The sequence below is a fragment of the Marinobacter pelagius genome, from assembly GCF_003315345.1.
Classification (GTDB): Bacteria; Pseudomonadota; Gammaproteobacteria; order Pseudomonadales; family Oleiphilaceae; genus Marinobacter; species Marinobacter pelagius_A.
This window is the reverse complement of the sequence record NZ_QNRO01000023.1, coordinates 22,141-39,044: the sequence shown is the minus strand read 5'-3', so window position 1 is coordinate 39,044 and position 16,904 is coordinate 22,141. Positions and strand designations below refer to the sequence as shown.

At 60.5% G+C, this 16,904-nt stretch carries 15 protein-coding genes; 10 read left to right on the top strand and 5 right to left on the bottom strand.

Annotation, left to right across the window (positions count from 1 at the left end; all coding sequences use genetic code 11):
- Positions 1-9: 9 nt before the first annotated feature.
- Genes arsH through DET50_RS16375 form a run of 4 tightly spaced genes read right to left on the bottom strand, consistent with a single transcriptional unit; the run spans position 10 to position 2,341 of the window.
- Positions 10-726, bottom strand: a complete 717-nt coding sequence (gene arsH, locus DET50_RS16385) for an arsenical resistance protein ArsH (RefSeq protein WP_113863820.1) — start codon at positions 724-726, stop codon at positions 10-12.
- Positions 727-755: 29 nt separating this feature from the next.
- On the bottom strand, positions 756-890 hold the full coding sequence (locus tag DET50_RS19525) for a thioredoxin family protein (protein WP_220150165.1): 135 nt from the start codon (positions 888-890) through the stop codon (positions 756-758).
- Positions 891-893: 3 nt separating this feature from the next.
- Positions 894-986 (bottom strand): thioredoxin family protein, encoded by a 93-nt coding sequence (locus DET50_RS19520; RefSeq protein WP_220150164.1) that lies wholly within the window; start codon positions 984-986, stop codon positions 894-896.
- 32 nt (positions 987-1,018) lie between these two features.
- Positions 1,019-2,341 carry a permease gene (locus tag DET50_RS16375; RefSeq protein ID WP_113863819.1) on the bottom strand — a complete coding sequence of 441 codons (1,323 nt, stop codon included), beginning with the start codon at positions 2,339-2,341 and terminating at the stop codon, positions 1,019-1,021.
- Positions 2,342-2,485: 144 nt separating this feature from the next.
- Between DET50_RS16375 and DET50_RS16370 the strand changes: the two genes are divergently transcribed.
- The 9 genes from DET50_RS16370 to DET50_RS16330 all read left to right on the top strand — a co-directional run bounded on the left by DET50_RS16370 (position 2,486) and on the right by DET50_RS16330 (position 15,229).
- The gene (locus DET50_RS16370) at positions 2,486-3,250 is read left to right on the top strand and encodes a metalloregulator ArsR/SmtB family transcription factor (protein ID WP_113863818.1); all 765 of its coding nucleotides are present in this window, start codon (positions 2,486-2,488) and stop codon (positions 3,248-3,250) included.
- Between the two features lie 40 nt (positions 3,251-3,290).
- Positions 3,291-4,295: an ArsJ-associated glyceraldehyde-3-phosphate dehydrogenase gene (locus DET50_RS16365; protein WP_113863817.1), complete on the top strand. Its 1,005-nt coding sequence runs from the start codon at positions 3,291-3,293 to the stop codon at positions 4,293-4,295.
- 1 nt (position 4,296) lies between these two features.
- Complete coding sequence (gene arsJ / locus DET50_RS16360; RefSeq protein ID WP_113863816.1) at positions 4,297-5,490, top strand: organoarsenical effux MFS transporter ArsJ; 1,194 nt, start codon at positions 4,297-4,299, stop codon at positions 5,488-5,490.
- Positions 5,491-5,546: 56 nt separating this feature from the next.
- Positions 5,547-6,731, top strand: coding sequence for an MFS transporter (locus DET50_RS16355; RefSeq protein ID WP_113863815.1), 1,185 nt, complete (start codon positions 5,547-5,549; stop codon positions 6,729-6,731).
- A gap of 14 nt (positions 6,732-6,745) precedes the next feature.
- A complete protein-coding gene (locus tag DET50_RS16350) occupies positions 6,746-7,879 on the top strand; it encodes a tRNA-queuosine alpha-mannosyltransferase domain-containing protein (protein ID WP_113863845.1) in 1,134 nt (377 codons plus the stop codon).
- A 289-nt stretch (positions 7,880-8,168) separates the two neighbouring features.
- Complete coding sequence (locus DET50_RS16345) at positions 8,169-9,656, top strand: SulP family inorganic anion transporter (protein ID WP_113863814.1); 1,488 nt, start codon at positions 8,169-8,171, stop codon at positions 9,654-9,656.
- Positions 9,657-9,669: 13 nt separating this feature from the next.
- A complete protein-coding gene (locus DET50_RS16340) occupies positions 9,670-10,557 on the top strand; it encodes a universal stress protein (protein WP_113863813.1) in 888 nt (295 codons plus the stop codon).
- 90 nt (positions 10,558-10,647) lie between these two features.
- Positions 10,648-14,244 (top strand): pyruvate:ferredoxin (flavodoxin) oxidoreductase, encoded by a 3,597-nt coding sequence (gene nifJ, locus DET50_RS16335; RefSeq protein ID WP_113863812.1) that lies wholly within the window; start codon positions 10,648-10,650, stop codon positions 14,242-14,244.
- On the top strand, positions 14,237-15,229 hold the full coding sequence (locus DET50_RS16330; RefSeq protein ID WP_113863811.1) for a dihydroorotate dehydrogenase-like protein: 993 nt from the start codon (positions 14,237-14,239) through the stop codon (positions 15,227-15,229). Before nifJ ends, DET50_RS16330 begins: the two co-directional genes overlap by 8 nt.
- A 3-nt stretch (positions 15,230-15,232) precedes the next feature.
- Here DET50_RS16330 and DET50_RS16325 read toward each other — a convergent pair whose 3' ends face one another.
- Positions 15,233-15,637 carry an acyl-CoA thioesterase gene (locus DET50_RS16325; protein ID WP_092003211.1) on the bottom strand — a complete coding sequence of 135 codons (405 nt, stop codon included), beginning with the start codon at positions 15,635-15,637 and terminating at the stop codon, positions 15,233-15,235.
- Positions 15,638-15,832: 195 nt separating this feature from the next.
- Between DET50_RS16325 and DET50_RS16320 the strand changes: the two genes are divergently transcribed.
- Complete coding sequence (locus DET50_RS16320) at positions 15,833-16,885, top strand: substrate-binding domain-containing protein (RefSeq protein ID WP_113863810.1); 1,053 nt, start codon at positions 15,833-15,835, stop codon at positions 16,883-16,885.
- Positions 16,886-16,904 lie beyond the last annotated feature (19 nt).

Below are 16,904 nucleotides of genomic sequence, written 5' to 3'. Positions count from 1 at the left end.
TGAACATCCTCAAATGGAACGTTGGTTCACACGCTTCGACAGTTGCTCCGCACTTTCCTTGCGCTCGGAATAGCGGTCGGTCAGGTAGTCGCTGCGGTCCCGCACCAGCAGGGTGAACTTTACCAGTTCTTCCATGACATCCACGATGCGGTCGTAGTAGGGCGAGGGCTTCATCCGGTCGTTGTCGTCGAACTCCATGAACGCCTTGGGCACCGATGACTGGTTCGGAATGGTGACCATACGCATCCAGCGTCCCAACACCCGTAGCTGGTTCACTGCGTTGAACGACTGGGAGCCACCGCACACCTGTATCACCGCCAGAGTCTTGCCCTGGGTTGGCCGAACCGCACCCAGCGACAGCGGAATCCAGTCGATCTGGGTTTTCATGATCCCGGTCATGGCCCCGTGTCGCTCCGGCGAACACCACACCATTCCTTCACTCCATTGCACCAGGTCGCGCAGCTCCTGAACCTTGGGGTGGGAGGCATCCTCTGCATCGGCCAGCGGCAGGCCGCGCGGGTTAAAAATGCGGGTCTCCGCGCCCATGGCCTCAAGCAAGCGGGCCGCTTCTTCCACCGCCAGGCGGCTGAAGGAGCGCTCGCGCAGTGAGCCGTAAAGCAGGAGAATTCTTGGCTGGTGGCCTGAAGGCGCCGCGGCAAACAGCTCCTCGTTGGTTGGGGCACGGAATAGCCCGGTATCTATGTTCGGCAGATCGGATGGATTCATGGTCAGTGTCAGCTTTCCTGTAAACAGATTCAGCTCAGAAGTTTCTTGATGTCGTCGGCACTGGCCACCTTGCCTTCCACGGCAATGTCGCCGTCCACGGCCAGAGCAGGTGTGCGCATGACGCCGGCATCAATGATGTCGTTCACGTCGGTCACTTTTTCCACTTCTTAATCCAGACCGAGCGCCTTTGCCGCTTCCTCGGCGTTGGTAGTCAGTTGTTTGCACTTGGCACAGCCACTGCCATAGATCGTGAATTTCATAACCATCTCCTTCGGGTTTGTGTTGGGCAGGTCTATACCCACCAGTTTCCGTAAATAAAGCCGGTAATGGTGGCCATCACCACCACCAGGGCGCAATACACCAGGGTTTTTTGAGTGCCCAGTATGGTGCGAATAACCAGCATGTTCGGCAGCGACAAGGCCGGGCCTGCCAGCAACAGTGCCAGTGCCGGCCCCTTGCCCATGCCTGAACCCATCAGGGCTTCAACAATGGGTACTTCGGTAAGCGTGGAGAAATACATCAGGGCGCCCAGCACCGAGGCCAAAATGGTGGAGATCAACGAGTTGTCGCCCACGGCAGCGGCAACCCATGCCGAGGGAATCATGCCTTCATGGCCCGGCCGGCCGAGGGCGAAGCCCGCGACAAACACACCGGCCAGCAACAGCGGCAAGATCTGCTTGGCGAAATCCCAGCTCTGAAGCGGCCACTCCCGGTCTTCATCCCGCATAGTCGCGATCAGCATCAGTCCGCCAATACCGATCACAAATGGAAGTTCCGGCATGGCTGGAGTCAGGGTGGCCGCGATGGCAACCACTGCTGCCAGAATCAGCAGCTGACGGGGCGGCCAGTGCCAGCGCCAGACCAGCAGCACGCCCAAGGCAGCGCCAAGGGCGGCGGTGATCGGCCACTTCAGGTCGTAGACGGCCATCCAGGCGCTGTTGTCGGCGGCAGCCCAGTTGGCAAACACCAGAATGCCCACCATCAGGGCAAAGAACAGGGTAATGATGCCTACAGGTTTGTCGGCGTCATCACCGCCAAAACCCCGGGCATTGCTGACGGAGCGTTCGGCTTCTTCTTTCCGGTAGATCAGGTGCATGATAGCCCCGATGACCACGGCAAATACGATGGCTCCAATGGCCCGGGCCAGGCCGATCTCGGCGCCCAGTACCTTGGCGGTGACCACAATGGCCATGATGTTGATGGCGGGGCCGGAGTAGAGAAAGGCTACGGCTGCGCCCAGGCCCGCGCCCCGGCGATAGATGCCACCGAAAAGCGGCAGCACGGTGCAGGAACAGACAGCCAGTAAGGTGCCGGACACTGATGCCACACTGAACGCCACCGGCTTGGAGGCGGAGGGGCCAAGATAACGCATCACCGAGCCCTGACTGATGTAGACCGCCATGGCACCAGCAATCAGAAATGCGGGCAGCAGGCACAGGATGACGTGTTCCCGGGCATACCAGTTGGTCAGCCGGAAGGCTTCCAGCACGGCGTTGTCAAAACGCTCGGTGCCGGCGGGCATGAAAAAGATGGCCAGAAAGGCGAGCACCATGAAAAACAGCAGGTTGCCCTCCCGCTGATTGCTTCGATAAATCTCCAGCAGTTTTTCTGTCATGACTCTTTCCGGTGTCCTTCGGCAGGTTATCCAACGCTGGCCTTTTCCGGGCCACAGGTTGGGTTGCTGTCTTTACTCTGTCACAGTTGGACGCTATTATCGCAAAAACTGAATATATGGCAAATCAAATATACGGAAAAACGTATGAAAAGAAGAGTCCTGTTTGTCTGCACCGCCAACAGCGCCCGCTCCCTGATGGCGGAAGCCCTGCTCCGGTACATGGCCGGTGACCGGTTCGAGGTGGCCAGTGCCGGTACCGAGCCTTCCCGGCCCCACCCCCTGGCGATACAGGTGTTGCAGGAGGCGGGCATTCCAACTGATGGGCTTTACAGCAAGCCGCTGGCGGAGGTACAGGGCCAGTACTGGGATTACGTGATTACCCTGTGTGAAAAAGCCGCACGGGAGTGCACGTTGGTGGCCTCCGGTGCCCAGCAGATTGCCTGGGATTTTCCGGACCCGGCCGAAACTAACCGCCACGCCACCTTTGCATTGACCCTCAAGGAGCTGAAAGAGCGCATTGGCCTGTTCACCCTGGTGCACGAGAAAGAAACTGGCCTGAAGCAGGCCAGCTATAACCCGGTGACCATTTTCAAGGCGATGGGAGACGAGCTTCGCCTGGCCGCGCTGATGCTGATCAAGGACCAGGAAAAGCTGTGCGTGTGTGAACTGACCGAGGCCTTTGAGGTATCTCAGCCAAAAGTCAGCCGCCATCTGGCCTCACTCCGGGATGCCGGCCTGGTGGAAACGGAACGCCGGGGTCAGTGGGTTTATTATTACCTTAATCCGGGGTTGCCAGAATGGGTTGCGCGGATTCTGGATGAAACCGCACGGAACAACGTGGAACTGATCGAGCAGCCGCTGGCCAGATTACAGACCATGGCGGATCGCCCGGTTGTGCACTGCCCCTGACGATCCACGCATAGATAAGCCAACGCGCAAGGAGAACAGCATGAGCAAGATCAAAGTAGGTATTAACGGGTTCGGGCGGATTGGCCGGCTGGCGTTGCGTGCGGCTTGGGATTGGCCGGACATGGAGTTTGTCGCCATCAACGACCCGGGCGCCGATGCCGGTACCCTGGCGCACCTGCTCAATTTTGACAGTATTCATGGCCGCTGGAGCCACGAAGCGGCCGCAGACGGCAAGGATATGATCATCGAGGGTCACCGCATCCGGGTGAGCCATAACAAGGGCATCGATGAGACCGACTGGTCCGGCTGTGATCTGGTAATCGAAGCCAGTGGCGTGAACAAGAAGGTCAGTGTCCTGCAGGCCTATCTTGATCAGGGCGTGAAGCGCGTTGTGGTCACTGCGCCGGTCAAGGAAGCGGGCGCCAAGAACATCGTGGTAGGCGTGAACGATGGGATTTTCGACCCGGCCAACGACTGTATCGTCACTGCCGCCTCGTGCACCACCAACTGCCTGGCGCCGGTGGTCAAGGTGATTCACGAGAAGCTGGGCATCAAGCACGGCTCCATCACCACCATCCACAGCCTGACCAACACCCAGACGATCATCGATGCGCCCCACAAGGACCTGCGACGGGCCAGGGCCTGTGGCAGTTCGCTCATTCCCACCAGTACCGGTTCGGCCACCGCGATTATCGAGATCTTCCCGGAACTGAAGGGCCGGCTGGATGGCCACGCGGTGCGGATTCCGCTCACCAACGCCTCACTGACCGATTGCGTGTTTGAAGTAGAGAAGCCGACGGACCGCGACACCGTTAACCAGCTGCTCAGAGAGGCCGCCGAGGGCGAATTGAAAGACATCCTGGGCTACGAAGAACGCCCGCTGGTGTCTATCGACTACAAGACCGATCCCCGCTCCTCCATCGTCGATGCCCTGTCCACCATGGTGGTCAACGGCACCCAGGTGAAGATCTATGCCTGGTATGACAATGAGTGGGGTTACGCCAACCGCACCGCGGAACTGGCGCGCCGGGTGGGCTCTGCCTGATATGACGGCAGCCATCCGACAGTACCTGGTCATCACCGGCAACTACTGGGCCTTTACCCTGACGGATGGTGCCCTGCGGATGCTGGTGGTGCTGCACTTCCACCAGTTGGGCTATTCGCCGCTGGAAATCGCCCTGTTGTTCATCTTTTACGAGTTCTTCGGGGTGGTGACTAACCTGGTGGGCGGTTATCTGGGTGCCCGCATGGGGCTGAATCGCACCATGAACATCGGGCTGTTCCTGCAGATTGTGGCCCTCGCCATGCTGGCGGTACCCGCGGCGATGCTGACGGTGCCCTGGGTGATGGCGGCGCAGGCGCTGTCCGGCATTGCCAAGGACCTGAACAAGATGTCGGCCAAAAGCGGCATCAAGTTGCTGGTGCCGGATCAGCAGCAAGGAACCCTGTACAAGTGGGTGGCGATTCTCACCGGTTCCAAGAACACTCTCAAGGGTGTCGGCTTCTTCCTCGGTGGTGTACTGCTGATGGCGGCCGGCTTCAAGGGCGCGGTGATCCTGATGGCGTTGGCGCTCGGGCTGGTGTGGCTGGCCAGCCTGTTCCTGCTGGGGCAGGACCTGGGCAAGAGCAAGGCCAAGCCGAAGTTCAGCGAGATCCTGTCCAAGAGCCGGGCGATCAACGTGCTGTCGGCGGCCCGCATGTTTCTGTTCGGCGCCCGGGATGTGTGGTTTGTGGTGGCCTTGCCGGTCTACCTGCACACGGTCTTCGGCTGGGATTTCTGGAAGGTGGGCGGATTCATGGCCACCTGGATTATCGGCTATGGCTTTATCCAGACCATTGCCCCGCGCATCACCGGCCATGCCGAAGGAAAACGGTCGGCGGTAATCTGGGCGGCAGCTCTCGCCCTGATTCCCGCGGCGATTGCGATTGGCCTGATGGCAGGGTGGTCGCCGCAGGTGGTGTTGATCGGCGGTTTGTTGCTGTTTGGAGTGCTGTTTGCGATCAACTCTTCCCTGCACAGCTACCTGATCGTCAGCTATGCCCGGGGCGATGGGGTATCCCTGGATGTGGGGTTCTATTACATGTCCAATGCCGCCGGACGGTTATTGGGTACGATTCTGTCCGGATGGGTCTACCAGGCCTTCGGGCTGGAGGTCTGCCTCTGGATATCCGCTGCCCTGGTGGCGACGGCCTCGCTGCTGTCGCTGTGGTTGCCAGCCAGGCACCAAAGTAGCATGTGATCCGGCGCCCCTGGCGTTATAGTCTTGGAAAGATATCCCGAAGCAAGATAATAACAATGATCGAGTTACTGCGGCGTTTTCCACTGCCTGTGATTGTGCTGGCCCAGCTGTTCGGCACCTCCCTCTGGTTCAGCATCAATGGCGTCTGGTTGTCCCTCGCGGCCCAGTTGGGGCTGACTGAAACCGATCTCGGCCGGCTGACCCTGGCGGTTCAGGCCGGTTTTATCACGGGTACCCTGACCATTGCGGTGACCGGTCTGGCGGACCGCTTTGGCGCCAGCCGGATCTTTGCCCTGTCGAGTCTGCTGGGCGCCCTGGTTAATGGCGGATTTGTCTTTGCAGCCGGGCAGCCACCCCTGGATTTCATCCTCCGATTCGCTACCGGTCTCTGCCTGGCGGGTATCTATCCCCTGGGTATGAAAATGGTGATTGCCTGGACCCCGAAGTACGCCGGTGCAGCCCTGGCCTGGCTGGTGGGTATGCTTACCCTGGGTACCGCTCTGCCGCATCTGATGCGCGGCGCAACGCTGGGCATGCCGTGGGAGCTACCGCTGATGGCGGCCTCCTGTCTCGCACTGGCCGGCGGGATGCTGGTTTTCCTGCTGGGCGACGGACCGCACCTGCCCAAAAGCAGTGGCCGGCTGCCCCTCAGCCAGGGACTGGCGGCTTTACGTATCCCGAGATTCCGGGCAGTGGCCGGCGGCTACTTTGGCCATATGTGGGAACTTTATGCCTTCTGGACGCTGACGCCTTTGCTGATCGGCCGGGAACTTCAGCGCCTCGGGCAGGGCGAAGCACTGGTTCCCTGGCTGTCGTTCGCGGTGATCGGTATTGGCGCTGCCGGTTGCATCGGTGGTGGTCGGCTCAGTCGAACCCTGGGTAGCGAGTGGGTGGCCCGGCGGGCGCTGATGGTGTCAGGGGCTTTCTGCCTTGTGTATCCATGGTTGAATGGGCTCGCCCCGGTCTTGCTGATCGCGTTGCTGGTTGTCTGGGGGATTGCGGTGGTTGCAGATTCGCCGCAATTTTCGGCCCTGGCTGCGGCGACCGCGCCCAAGGAATCGGTGGGGTCCTCACTTGCCGTCATGAACGCCGTCGGGTTTGGGCTGACCCTGCCCGCCATCTGGCTGACCAGCGGATTATGGGGCCAGTTGGATGTCTGGGTGGTTCTGTTGCTGGTGCCCGGGCCGGTGCTCGGGCTGTGGTCGCTGTCCAGAGCGCGACCTGGCGCTAAGTCTGGTTAATGGGTGTGAGCCTGATGAAGCCCGATACGTCCAAACCGAGAGTACTAGTGCTGTCCGGTTACGACGCCGCCAGTCACAAGCGCTGGCGTGAGCAGCTGGCGGCACTGTTGCCGGACTTCCACTGGCACGGCCTGGCATTGCCTCCGAGGTTCTTCCGCTGGCGCATCCGGGGCAATCCACTGAGCTGGCTGAATGAGCCGCTCCTGCAGGAGCGCTGGGATCTGATTATCGCTACATCGATGGTGGATCTGGCCACCCTGCGCGGTCTGCACCCGCGCCTGGCCAGTACGCCCTGCCTGCTGTACATGCACGAAAACCAGTTCGCCTTTCCTGTATCAAGTGGTCAGAACAGCAGTGTCGATCCACAGATGGTGAACCTCTACAGTGCGCTTTCTGCCGATTGCGTGGTGTTCAACAGTGGCTGGAGCCGGGACAGTTTTCTGAACGGTGTCGATACTTTCGTCCAAAAACTGCCAGACAGAGTGCCCGAAGGGCTGATCGAAACTTTGAGTGATAAGTCCCGGGTGATACCGGTACCAATTGAGGACCGCCTGTTTACCGATGATCGTGGTGTGAACTGGGCCCGACCACACCTGCTCTGGAACCATCGCTGGGAATACGACAAAGGACCGGATCGCCTGTTGAAATTCCTGCAGGTGCTCGACAGGCGCTCGGTACCGTTCCGGCTCAGTGTTGTCGGCGAAAGTTTCAGGAATCAGCCAGCGGCATTCGGCCGGATCCGTGAGGAGTTTGGTGACCGGATAGAACAGTGGGGGTTCCTCGAAAGCCGGGGTGATTATGACCGGTTGCTCAGCCGGGCGGATATTGTTCTCTCCACAGCCCTGCATGATTTCCAGGGATTGTCGATGCTGGAGGCCATGGCCTCCGGGTGTGTGCCCCTGGCCCCGGACCGGCTGGCCTACCCGGAGTATGTGCCGGACCTTTGCCGATACCATAGCTACGAAAAGGACGCTGACGCTGAAGCGGACGCCGCGGCAGACTTACTGGAACGACTGATGCGATGCCGGCCACAGCCCTCCGGACCGGATGCCTGGGGGGCATCGGTGCTGGCAGGACAGTACCAGAAGCTCTTTGATGACCTGATCCATGCCGGGAAGAGCGACCTTACTTTTCAATCACGGCTCTGATAGACTTCGCGCCCTATTTTCGGCCGACGCCTGATTTTCATCAAAGATACTGAAACCAGACTGTGACGATCCTTCCACCCTAGCATTCAGACTTCCCTTCTCCCTCGATACTCCAGCAAGGCTTGAGCATCCAGCCGGTGCGCTGTCATCGGCCAAGTGGATTCGTAGCTCTCGATATCTTGCTCGCGGAACCGCGATTGTCATGGTTTTTCTCCAGACTCTGGCTCCACAGGAATCGGCCTGGTGTCTGTTGCCCGGCTTTTGAAACCTTTAATCGGATTACACGAATATGCTCAGCAGTATACGAAACAACTGGTTCTCCAATGTTCGCGGCGATCTGCTCGCCGGTATCGTGGTGGCCCTTGCCCTGATTCCGGAGGCCATCGCCTTCTCCATCATTGCAGGTGTGGACCCGAAAGTGGGTCTTTATGCTTCCTTCTGTATTGCTGTCGTGATCGCGTTTGTGGGCGGTCGCCCCGGGATGATTTCAGCCGCCACCGGCGCCATGGCGTTGCTGATGGTCACGCTGGTGAAAGAGCATGGCCTCGAATACCTGCTCGCCGCGACCCTGCTCACGGGGGTGTTCCAGATTATTGCAGGCTACCTCAAGCTGGGGGCACTGATGCGCTTTGTCTCCCGCTCGGTGGTGACCGGGTTCGTCAACGCTCTGGCGATCCTGATCTTCATGGCCCAGCTGCCCGAACTGACCAATGTTACCTGGCATGTCTACGCCATGACCGCAGCGGGTCTGGCGATCATCTACCTGTTCCCCCTGGTTCCGGTGGTCGGCAAGGTCCTGCCGTCGCCGCTGGTGTGCATCATCTCTCTCACAGCGGTTGCCATGTTCCTGGGTCTGGATATCCGCACCGTGGGCGATATGGGTGAATTGCCGGACACCCTGCCGGTGTTCCTGTGGCCGGATGTGCCGCTCAACCTCGAAACGCTGATGATTATCCTGCCGTATTCCCTGGGGCTTGCCGTGGTCGGCCTGCTGGAATCCATGATGACTGCGACCATCGTGGACGACCTGACCGACACCACCAGCGACCGTAATCGTGAATGCAAGGGCCAGGGTGTGGCCAACATCGGAGCCGGGCTGCTTGGTGGCATGGCCGGTTGCGCGATGATTGGTCAGTCCATCATCAACATCAAATCCGGTGGCCGTACCCGGCTCTCCACCTTCACCGCCGGTGCTTTCCTGTTGGTCATGGTGCTGGTCCTGGACCAGTGGCTGGTCCAGATACCCATGGCGGCGCTGGTGGCGGTGATGATCATGGTGTCGATCGGTACCTTCAGCTGGGAGTCCATCAGGAATCTCCGGGAGCACCCGCTCTCAACCAACATCGTGATGGTGGTTACCGTGATCGTGGTGGTGGCGACGCACAACCTCGCCTTCGGCGTAATGGCTGGCGTGCTTCTGGCGGCCCTGTTCTTCGCCAACAAGGTGGGCCACTACATGCTGGTGAGGTCGGACTATGACGAAGCGAGCGATACCCGACGCTACAACGTGGTGGGGCAGGTGTTCTTCAGCTCTTCCGAGAAGTTCATCGAGTCCTTTGACTTCAAGGAAGCCGTCGACAATGTAGTGATCGACCTCAGTCGGGCTCATTTCTGGGATATCACCGCCGTGGCGGCGCTGGACAAGGTGGTGGTCAAGTTCCGCCGGGAAGGTGCCGATGTCGAGGTGGTTGGCCTGAACGAGGCCAGTGCCACCATCGTTGACCGCTTTGGCGTGCACGATAAGCCAGATGCTGTCGAACGTCTGATGGCCCACTAAAGGAGTTGAAACAATGACCGTTGAAACCTCAGAGACCGGTGTTCCGGATACCCTTCAGGTGGTGGCCTGTATCGACGGCTCCGAAGCGGCCCTGGCGGTTTGTGACTACGCAGCCTGGGCCAGTTCCCGAATGGCCGATCCCCTGATGCTGTTGCACGTGCTGGACGAGGAAAAATACCCGGCCCGCACCGATATGAGCGGCAGCATCGGGCTCGGTAGCCGGGAGCAACTGCAGGAGGAGCTGGTCAATCTGGATCAGCAGCGCAGCAAGCTCGCGCTCAAGCATGGCCATCTGATGCTGGACGAAGCCGAAAAGCGGGTGCTGGCAGCGGGTGTCGGCAAGGTTACCAAGCGCCAGCGCCATGATGAGCTGGCAGGTTCGCTGGTGGAACTGGAGCCCGAGGCGAGGCTGTTCGTCATGGGCCTGCATGGCGAGAGCAGTGCCGCTGCCGGTCGTCATGTCGGCAGCCAGCTGGAGACCGTGATCCGCAGTGTGCACCGGCCTGTTTTTCTGGTTCCGGTCGAATTTGAGGCACCGAAAAGCGCCATGCTGGCGTTCGATGGCAGCCCGACGGCGTTTCGAAGCATCGAGTTACTGGCCGGGACGCCGGTGTTCAAGGGCATGCCCATGCATCTGGTGATGGTCGGCTCGGATACCGAAGAACACCGGGCCCAGCTGAAGCGGGCAGAGGGAGCGTTGAAGAACCAGGGTATGGACCTGCACCTTGCCATTCGCCAAGGCGATGTGGAGCAGACCTTGCACGCCTATCAGGAAGAGCACGACATAGATGTGCTGATCATGGGCGCCTATGGCCACTCCCGTATACGCCGGTTCCTGGTGGGCAGCACCACCACCCGTATGCTGGAAACCGCCAGAAAGCCCCTGGTGATTCTGCGCTGAGTCGCCAGAGGAACGCCCGGTCGCTTGCGGCTGTGACAAGCCCTGCCTAGACTCATGACTGTTGGACGGTTATGACAGGGAGAAGTGGCCATGGCGTTCCAGACCCTTGATGGCAACGAAGCTGTGGCCTCGGTGGCCTATCGCTTGAGCGAAACCATTGCCATCTATCCGATCACTCCGGCGTCGGTGATGGGCGAACACGCCGACGACTGGGCGGCACTGAGCCGGCCCAATCTCTGGGGCCAGGTGCCCAGCGTGGTGGAAATGCAGTCCGAAGCCGGCGCCGCAGGGGCAGTGCATGGCGCCCTGCAGGCCGGATCACTGGTGACCACCTTCACCGCCTCCCAGGGGCTGCTGCTGATGCTCCCCAACCTGTTCAAGATTGCTGGTGAACTCTCCCCATTCTGTATGCACATCGCTGCCCGCAGCGTCGCCACCCATGCGCTGTCGATCTTCTGTGACCATTCCGATGTCATGACCGCCCGCGGCACCGGCTTTGCCCTGTTGGCCTCGGGGTCGGTTCAGGAAGCCCAGGATCTGGCCGCCATTGGTCACGCGGTCACCCTGGACGCTCGGGTGCCGGTGATGCACTTCTTCGACGGTTTCCGGACCTCCCATGAAATCTCCAAGATTGTCGCCCTGGGCGATGACGAACTGCAGGCCCTGATACCCCGTGAGGGGGTGGAGGCGCACCGGGAGCGCCGCATGACCCCGGATCGGCCGGTTATCCGGGGGACGTCCCAAAACCCCGACGCCTTTTTCCAGGCCCGGGAGGCCACCAATCCTTTCTATCAGGCGTTTCCGGACAAGCTTGAAGCCATGATGGACCGGTTTGCCGGAATCACTGGCCGGCAATACCGGTTGTTTGATTACGTCGGTCATCCCACGGCGGAGCGGGTGATCATCCTGATGGGGTCCGGGGCGGAGTGCGCCCATGAAACAGTGGACTGGCTGCTCGAGCAGGGGGAGAAGGTCGGTGTGCTCAAGGTGCGCCTGTTCCGACCCTTCGTCACCGACCGCTTCCTCGCGGCACTGCCCGACACCGTAAAATCTCTGGCGGTCCTGGACCGGACCAAGGAACCCGGGGCCCAGGGCGAACCATTGTTGCTGGAGGTCAGCGGGGCGTTGATGGAAGCCTGGAGTCGGGGCGAGCGGCAGATCCTGCCACGGGTGATCGGCGGCCGGTATGGCCTGTCCTCCCGGGAATTCACCCCCGCCATGGTCTGTGCCGTTTTCGACGAACTGAAGGCCGACCAACCAAAAACCCGCTTTACCGTCGGTGTTCGCGACGATGTCACCCGGCTGTCGCTGGAGGTGGATAGCGAGCTCGATATCGAGTCCCCGGAAACGCGCAGGGCTCTGTTCTTCGGCCTGGGCGCCGATGGCACGGTCAGCAGCAACAAGGCCAGCATAAAGATCCTGGGCGAAGGCACCGACCTCTATGCCCAGGGCCACTTTGTCTACGACTCCAAGAAATCCGGGGCCACCACGGTGTCCCACCTGCGGTTCGGACCGCTGCCCATCCGCTCCAGCTACCAGATTCACCAGGCCCAGTTTGTGGCCATTCACGCGCCCCAGTTTCTCGAGCGCTTCGATGTCCTGGAGCATGCCGCCGAGGGGGCAACGGTACTGCTCAATGTCCCCTGGTCAAAGGATGAGGCCTGGGACCGCTTGTCGGTCGAGGTCCAGCAGGTCCTGATGGAGCGCAAGGCTCGCCTGTATGTCATCGACGCCGCGGAAGTGGCGGAAAAAGCCGGGCTGGAGCGGCGCATCAACACGGTCATGCAGGTGTGCTTCTTTGCCCTCGCCGATATCCTGCCGAAGGACGAGGCCATCGATCGCATCAAGGACGCCATCCGCGAGACCTGGGGTCGTCGCGGGCCTGAGGTCGTTCGCCGTAACGTGGAGGCGGTTGATTCCGCCCTGGACAACCTGCATGAGGTGCCGGTACCGGACAAGGTGACGGCGACCCGCACCCGACCACCCAGGGTGCCGGAGGATGCGCCGGAGTTTGTCCAGAAGGTGACCCGGCTGCTGCTGGAGGGGCAGGGTGACAAACTGCCGGTCAGTGCCTTCCCGCCGGATGGTACCTGGCCAACGGGTACCAGCCAGTTCGAGAAGCGGTCCATTGCCCAGGAAATTCCGATCTGGGAGTCCGATCTGTGCGTGCAGTGCAACTTCTGCGCGATGATCTGCCCCCATACCGCGATCACCGCCAAGGTCTTTGAGCCGGAGGCGGCGCGCAACGGGCCGGAAACGTTCGAGACCGTTCCCGAAACCCACACTGCGGAACTGGAGGGTCTGGATTACCGGCTGCAGGTGGCGCCGGAGGACTGCACCGGCTGCGGTTTGTGCGTGGAGGTGTGTCCCGCGAAAGATCGCACCCGGCCCAAACGCAAAGCGATCAACATGCAGCCTCTGGAAGAGCATCGCGACGTTGAGGCGGAAAACCTGAAGTTCTTCCGTAGCTTGCCGGATGTTCCCAGGGACCGTATTCCGCGGGACTTCAAATCGTTGCCACTATTGATCCCGTTGTTCGAATACTCCGGCGCCTGCGCCGGCTGCGGCGAGACCCCCTACATCCGCCTGCTGACCCAGTTGCTGGGCGACCGTCTGTTGATTGCCAATGCCACCGGCTGTTCCTCCATTTATGGCGGCAACCTGCCCACCACACCGTACACGGTGAATACCGACGGTCGGGGGCCAACGTGGAACAACTCGCTGTTTGAAGATGCCGCGGAACTTGGGCTGGGCATGCGCCTGGGATTGAGCAAGCTGGTGGGCCGGGCCCGACAGTTGCTGGAAGGCATGAGGGATCGTCTGCCTGAAGATCTGTACAGCAACCTGACGGGCCCCTGCGCCACCCTCGACGAGTCGGCCATGGCGGCACGGCGCAAGGCGGTCGCAAGATTACGTGACTGGCTGGAGGATCAACAACCAAGCCCCGAGGTACAGGAACTGGCTAGCCTGGCCGATGAGCTGTGCCCCAAGAGCGTCTGGGTGATTGGTGGTGATGGCTGGGCCTATGACATCGGCTATGGTGGCCTGGACCATGCCCTGGCTTCCGGCCAGAACCTCAAGCTGCTGGTGCTGGATACCGAGGTGTATTCCAATACCGGCGGCCAGCAGTCCAAGGCTACGCCCCTGGGCGCGATTGCCAAGTTCGCGGCGGCCGGCAAGGAAACCCGCAAGAAGGACCTGGGCTTGCTGGCCATGAGTTATGGCCATGTGTACGTGGCCCAGATTGCCATGCAGTCCCACAGCAACCAGACCACCAAAGCCCTGCAGGAGGCCGAAAGTTTCGATGGCCCCGCCCTGATCATTGCCCACAGCCCCTGCATCGCCCACGGCTACGACCTGGTGCACTCGCCGGCCCAGCAGAAGCGGGCGGTGGACAGCTGGGCCTGGCCGCTGTACCGCTTCGATCCCCGGCGCATTGAGGAGGGTCTGCCGCCACTACAGCTGGATTCGGTGCGTCAGAAAGTGCCCATGAAAACCTACATGCAGGAAGAGGCCCGCTTCCGCATGTTGGAACTGCGGGACCCGGAAAGGTACGAAAAGCTGGTGGCAGCCGCCACGGAGGCGGCGCACGACCAGCGGGAACTCTATAAACAGCTGGTGGGCATCCATTTCGAGCCTCACGAACACCCGGAATCCGGCGAGGGGGAGGGGGAATCGCATGACTGACCTGACAACCCGGTGGCTCGGGCTGGACCTGCATTCGCCCCTGGTGGTGGGGGCAAGCCCGTTGACCGATGATCTTGATGCCCTGAAGGCCTGTGTCGATGCCGGCGCCGGTGCCGTGGTGATGCACTCACTGTTCGAAGAGCAGCTGGTGGCAGAGCAGATGGCGGCGCATCGCTTCATCGATTCCCGGATCAATATGGACGCCGAGGCGCGCTCGTTCTTTCCCGGCTCGGAGCTGTTCGAGATGGGCTCCGGCAGTTACCTCAAGCGGCTGGAACAATTGCAGGGTGCGCTGGATGTTCCCGTGATTGCCTCGCTCAATGGCATTTCCCCCGGCGGCTGGGTCCAGCATGCGGGGGAACTGGAGAACGCGGGTGCGTCCGCCATCGAACTCAATCTCTACGATCTGGCCACGGACCCTGCCGATACGGCGGCAACGCTGGAACAGCGGCAGCTGGATGTGGTGCGCTCGGTGGTGAAGCAGGTGTCGATTCCGGTGAGCGTCAAGCTGTCACCGTTCTATTCGGCCTTACCCGCCTTTGTGGCGAGTGTGGAAGCCGCCGGCGCCCGAGGACTGGTACTGTTCAACCGTTTCTATCAGCCGGACATCGATCTGGACCAGCTGATCCTGAGCCGGGAACTGGTTCTGTCCAGTAGTGCGGAATTGCCCCTGCGATTGCACGCGGTGGCCATGCTGTTCAATCGCACGGGGCTGGAAATGGCGGTCTCCGGTGGTGTCCATACCGGTGACGATGCCGCCAAGGCTTTGCTGTCCGGCGCCACCGTGGTCCAGGTGGTGTCCGCCTTGCTGGCAGAGGGGCCGCAGGCCCTGGCCCGGATCAGCGATGCCATGAGCCGACGCCTACGCGGGATGGGCTACAACACCCTGTCCGAGGCCCGGGGTGCCCTGTCACTGGATAACGCGCCTGATTCACAGACCTGGGAGCGCCTGAACTATGCCCGCCTGTTACACGGCTGGCACTGACGGTCAGAGGCCCTGCTCGGGTACTTCCCGGATCCGGCCATGCTCATCGATGGCCACGTAGACAAACAGCCCCTCGGTGACTTTCCTGGGGTTTTTTGCGGTGCGGTCAAGGGTCCAGACCTCCACATTGATCTTCATGGAGCTGCGCCCGATGTCCACCAGCTCACAATAGCAACCCACCTGGGAGCCCACCCGCAAGGGCGACAGGAACTCCATGCGGTCCATAGCCACCGTGGCATTACGGCCCTGAGAAATCCGGCCCGCCATGGTGGCAGCGGCGATATCCATCTGTTTGACCAGCCAGCCGGCGAAGACATCGCCATTGGCGTTGGTGTCAACGGGAAGAGGGATTACCTGGAGTGTGAGTTCGCCCCGGGGTGCGGGTCTGTCATCGTCGAAAGCCGTCATGGAGCCTGCCTTTAATAAGTCTGGAATTGTTTTAACCCCGCATGTTAATGGCCTGAACGCGGGCTGCAAGCAAATTTGCACGATGACGACTATATTTCAGAAGCTGTAACAAAGTTGTCACAGAGACCTCCTAGGATGCACACATCGGTAAAGCACATCCGACACAACGTCCTAACCAAATAATGGAGACTTGACGTGATGAAACTGAACAAAGCATTCGCTACCGTTGCGCTGGCCGGCTCTGTTGCTGCCATGTCCGCACCGGCCATGGCCCGTGACACCATCAGCATCGTGGGCTCCTCCACTGTTTATCCGTTCGCTACCGTGGTGGCCGAGCGTTTCGGTACCAAGACCGATTTCCCGACCCCGAAACTGGAGTCCACCGGTTCCGGCGGCGGCATGAAGCTGTTCTGCCAGGGCATCGGTACCCAGCACCCGGACATCACCAACGCCTCACGTCGTATGAAGACATCTGAATACGACCTGTGCATGAACAACGGTGTAACCGACATCACCGAGTTCCGTATTGGTTCAGACGGCATTGTTATCGCCAGCTCCAGCAAAGCCCAGAATATGGATCTGACCCTTGAGCAGCTGTTCCTGGCCCTGGGCAAGGAAGTGCCGAACCCCGAGAATGAAAAAGAACTGATCCCGAACCCTTACAAGAAGTGGAGCGAGATTGATTCCGACCTGCCGAATGTGGCGATCCGGGTGATGGGTCCGCCTCCGACTTCCGGTACCCGTGACTCCTTCAACGAGTTGGCCCTGCAGGGTGGCTGTGAAGATCTGCCGGCGGTTGCCGACATGAGCGAAGACGACATGGAATCGGTCTGTCAGAGCGTTCGTGAAGACGGTGCCTTCATCGAAGCCGGCGAGAACGACAACCTGATCGTACAGAAGCTGATCGACGACACCAGCATGTATGGTGTGTTCGGTTACAGCTTCCTGGAAGAAAACGCTGATCGTCTGCAGGCTGCCACCCTCAACGGTGTCGAGCCGACTAACGAGGCGATTGCCACTGATAAGTACCCGGTTGCCCGCTCCCTGTTTTTCTACGTGAAAAAGGCGCACGTTGGCGTGATTCCCGGTATCAAGGAATACGTTGAGGAATTCGTCAGCCCGGCGGCCATGGGTCAGAATGGCTACCTGAAGAGCGTTGGCCTGATCGTTCCGACTCGCGATGCCCTGATGGATCTGCAGGACAAGGCTGCCAATATGCCGAACCTGAAGAAAGAAGAACTGATGTAAACCGGTTACACAAGCAAGT

Excerpts from the sequence above, each read along its gene's own strand:
- arsH (WP_113863820.1), bottom strand. The coding sequence starts at position 726 with ATGAATCCATCCGATCTGCCGAACATAGATACCGGGCTATTCCGTGCC.
- DET50_RS19520 (WP_220150164.1), bottom strand. The coding sequence starts at position 986 with ATGAAATTCACGATCTATGGCAGTGGCTGTGCCAAGTGCAAACAACTG.
- DET50_RS16375 (WP_113863819.1), bottom strand. The coding sequence starts at position 2,341 with ATGACAGAAAAACTGCTGGAGATTTATCGAAGCAATCAGCGGGAGGGC.
- DET50_RS16370 (WP_113863818.1), top strand. The coding sequence starts at position 2,486 with ATGAAAAGAAGAGTCCTGTTTGTCTGCACCGCCAACAGCGCCCGCTCC.
- DET50_RS16365 (WP_113863817.1), top strand. The coding sequence starts at position 3,291 with ATGAGCAAGATCAAAGTAGGTATTAACGGGTTCGGGCGGATTGGCCGG.
- arsJ (WP_113863816.1), top strand. The coding sequence starts at position 4,297 with ATGACGGCAGCCATCCGACAGTACCTGGTCATCACCGGCAACTACTGG.
- DET50_RS16355 (WP_113863815.1), top strand. The coding sequence starts at position 5,547 with ATGATCGAGTTACTGCGGCGTTTTCCACTGCCTGTGATTGTGCTGGCC.
- DET50_RS16350 (WP_113863845.1), top strand. The coding sequence starts at position 6,746 with ATGAAGCCCGATACGTCCAAACCGAGAGTACTAGTGCTGTCCGGTTAC.
- DET50_RS16345 (WP_113863814.1), top strand. The coding sequence starts at position 8,169 with ATGCTCAGCAGTATACGAAACAACTGGTTCTCCAATGTTCGCGGCGAT.
- DET50_RS16340 (WP_113863813.1), top strand. The coding sequence starts at position 9,670 with ATGACCGTTGAAACCTCAGAGACCGGTGTTCCGGATACCCTTCAGGTG.
- nifJ (WP_113863812.1), top strand. The coding sequence starts at position 10,648 with ATGGCGTTCCAGACCCTTGATGGCAACGAAGCTGTGGCCTCGGTGGCC.
- DET50_RS16330 (WP_113863811.1), top strand. The coding sequence starts at position 14,237 with ATGACTGACCTGACAACCCGGTGGCTCGGGCTGGACCTGCATTCGCCC.
- DET50_RS16325 (WP_092003211.1), bottom strand. The coding sequence starts at position 15,637 with ATGACGGCTTTCGACGATGACAGACCCGCACCCCGGGGCGAACTCACA.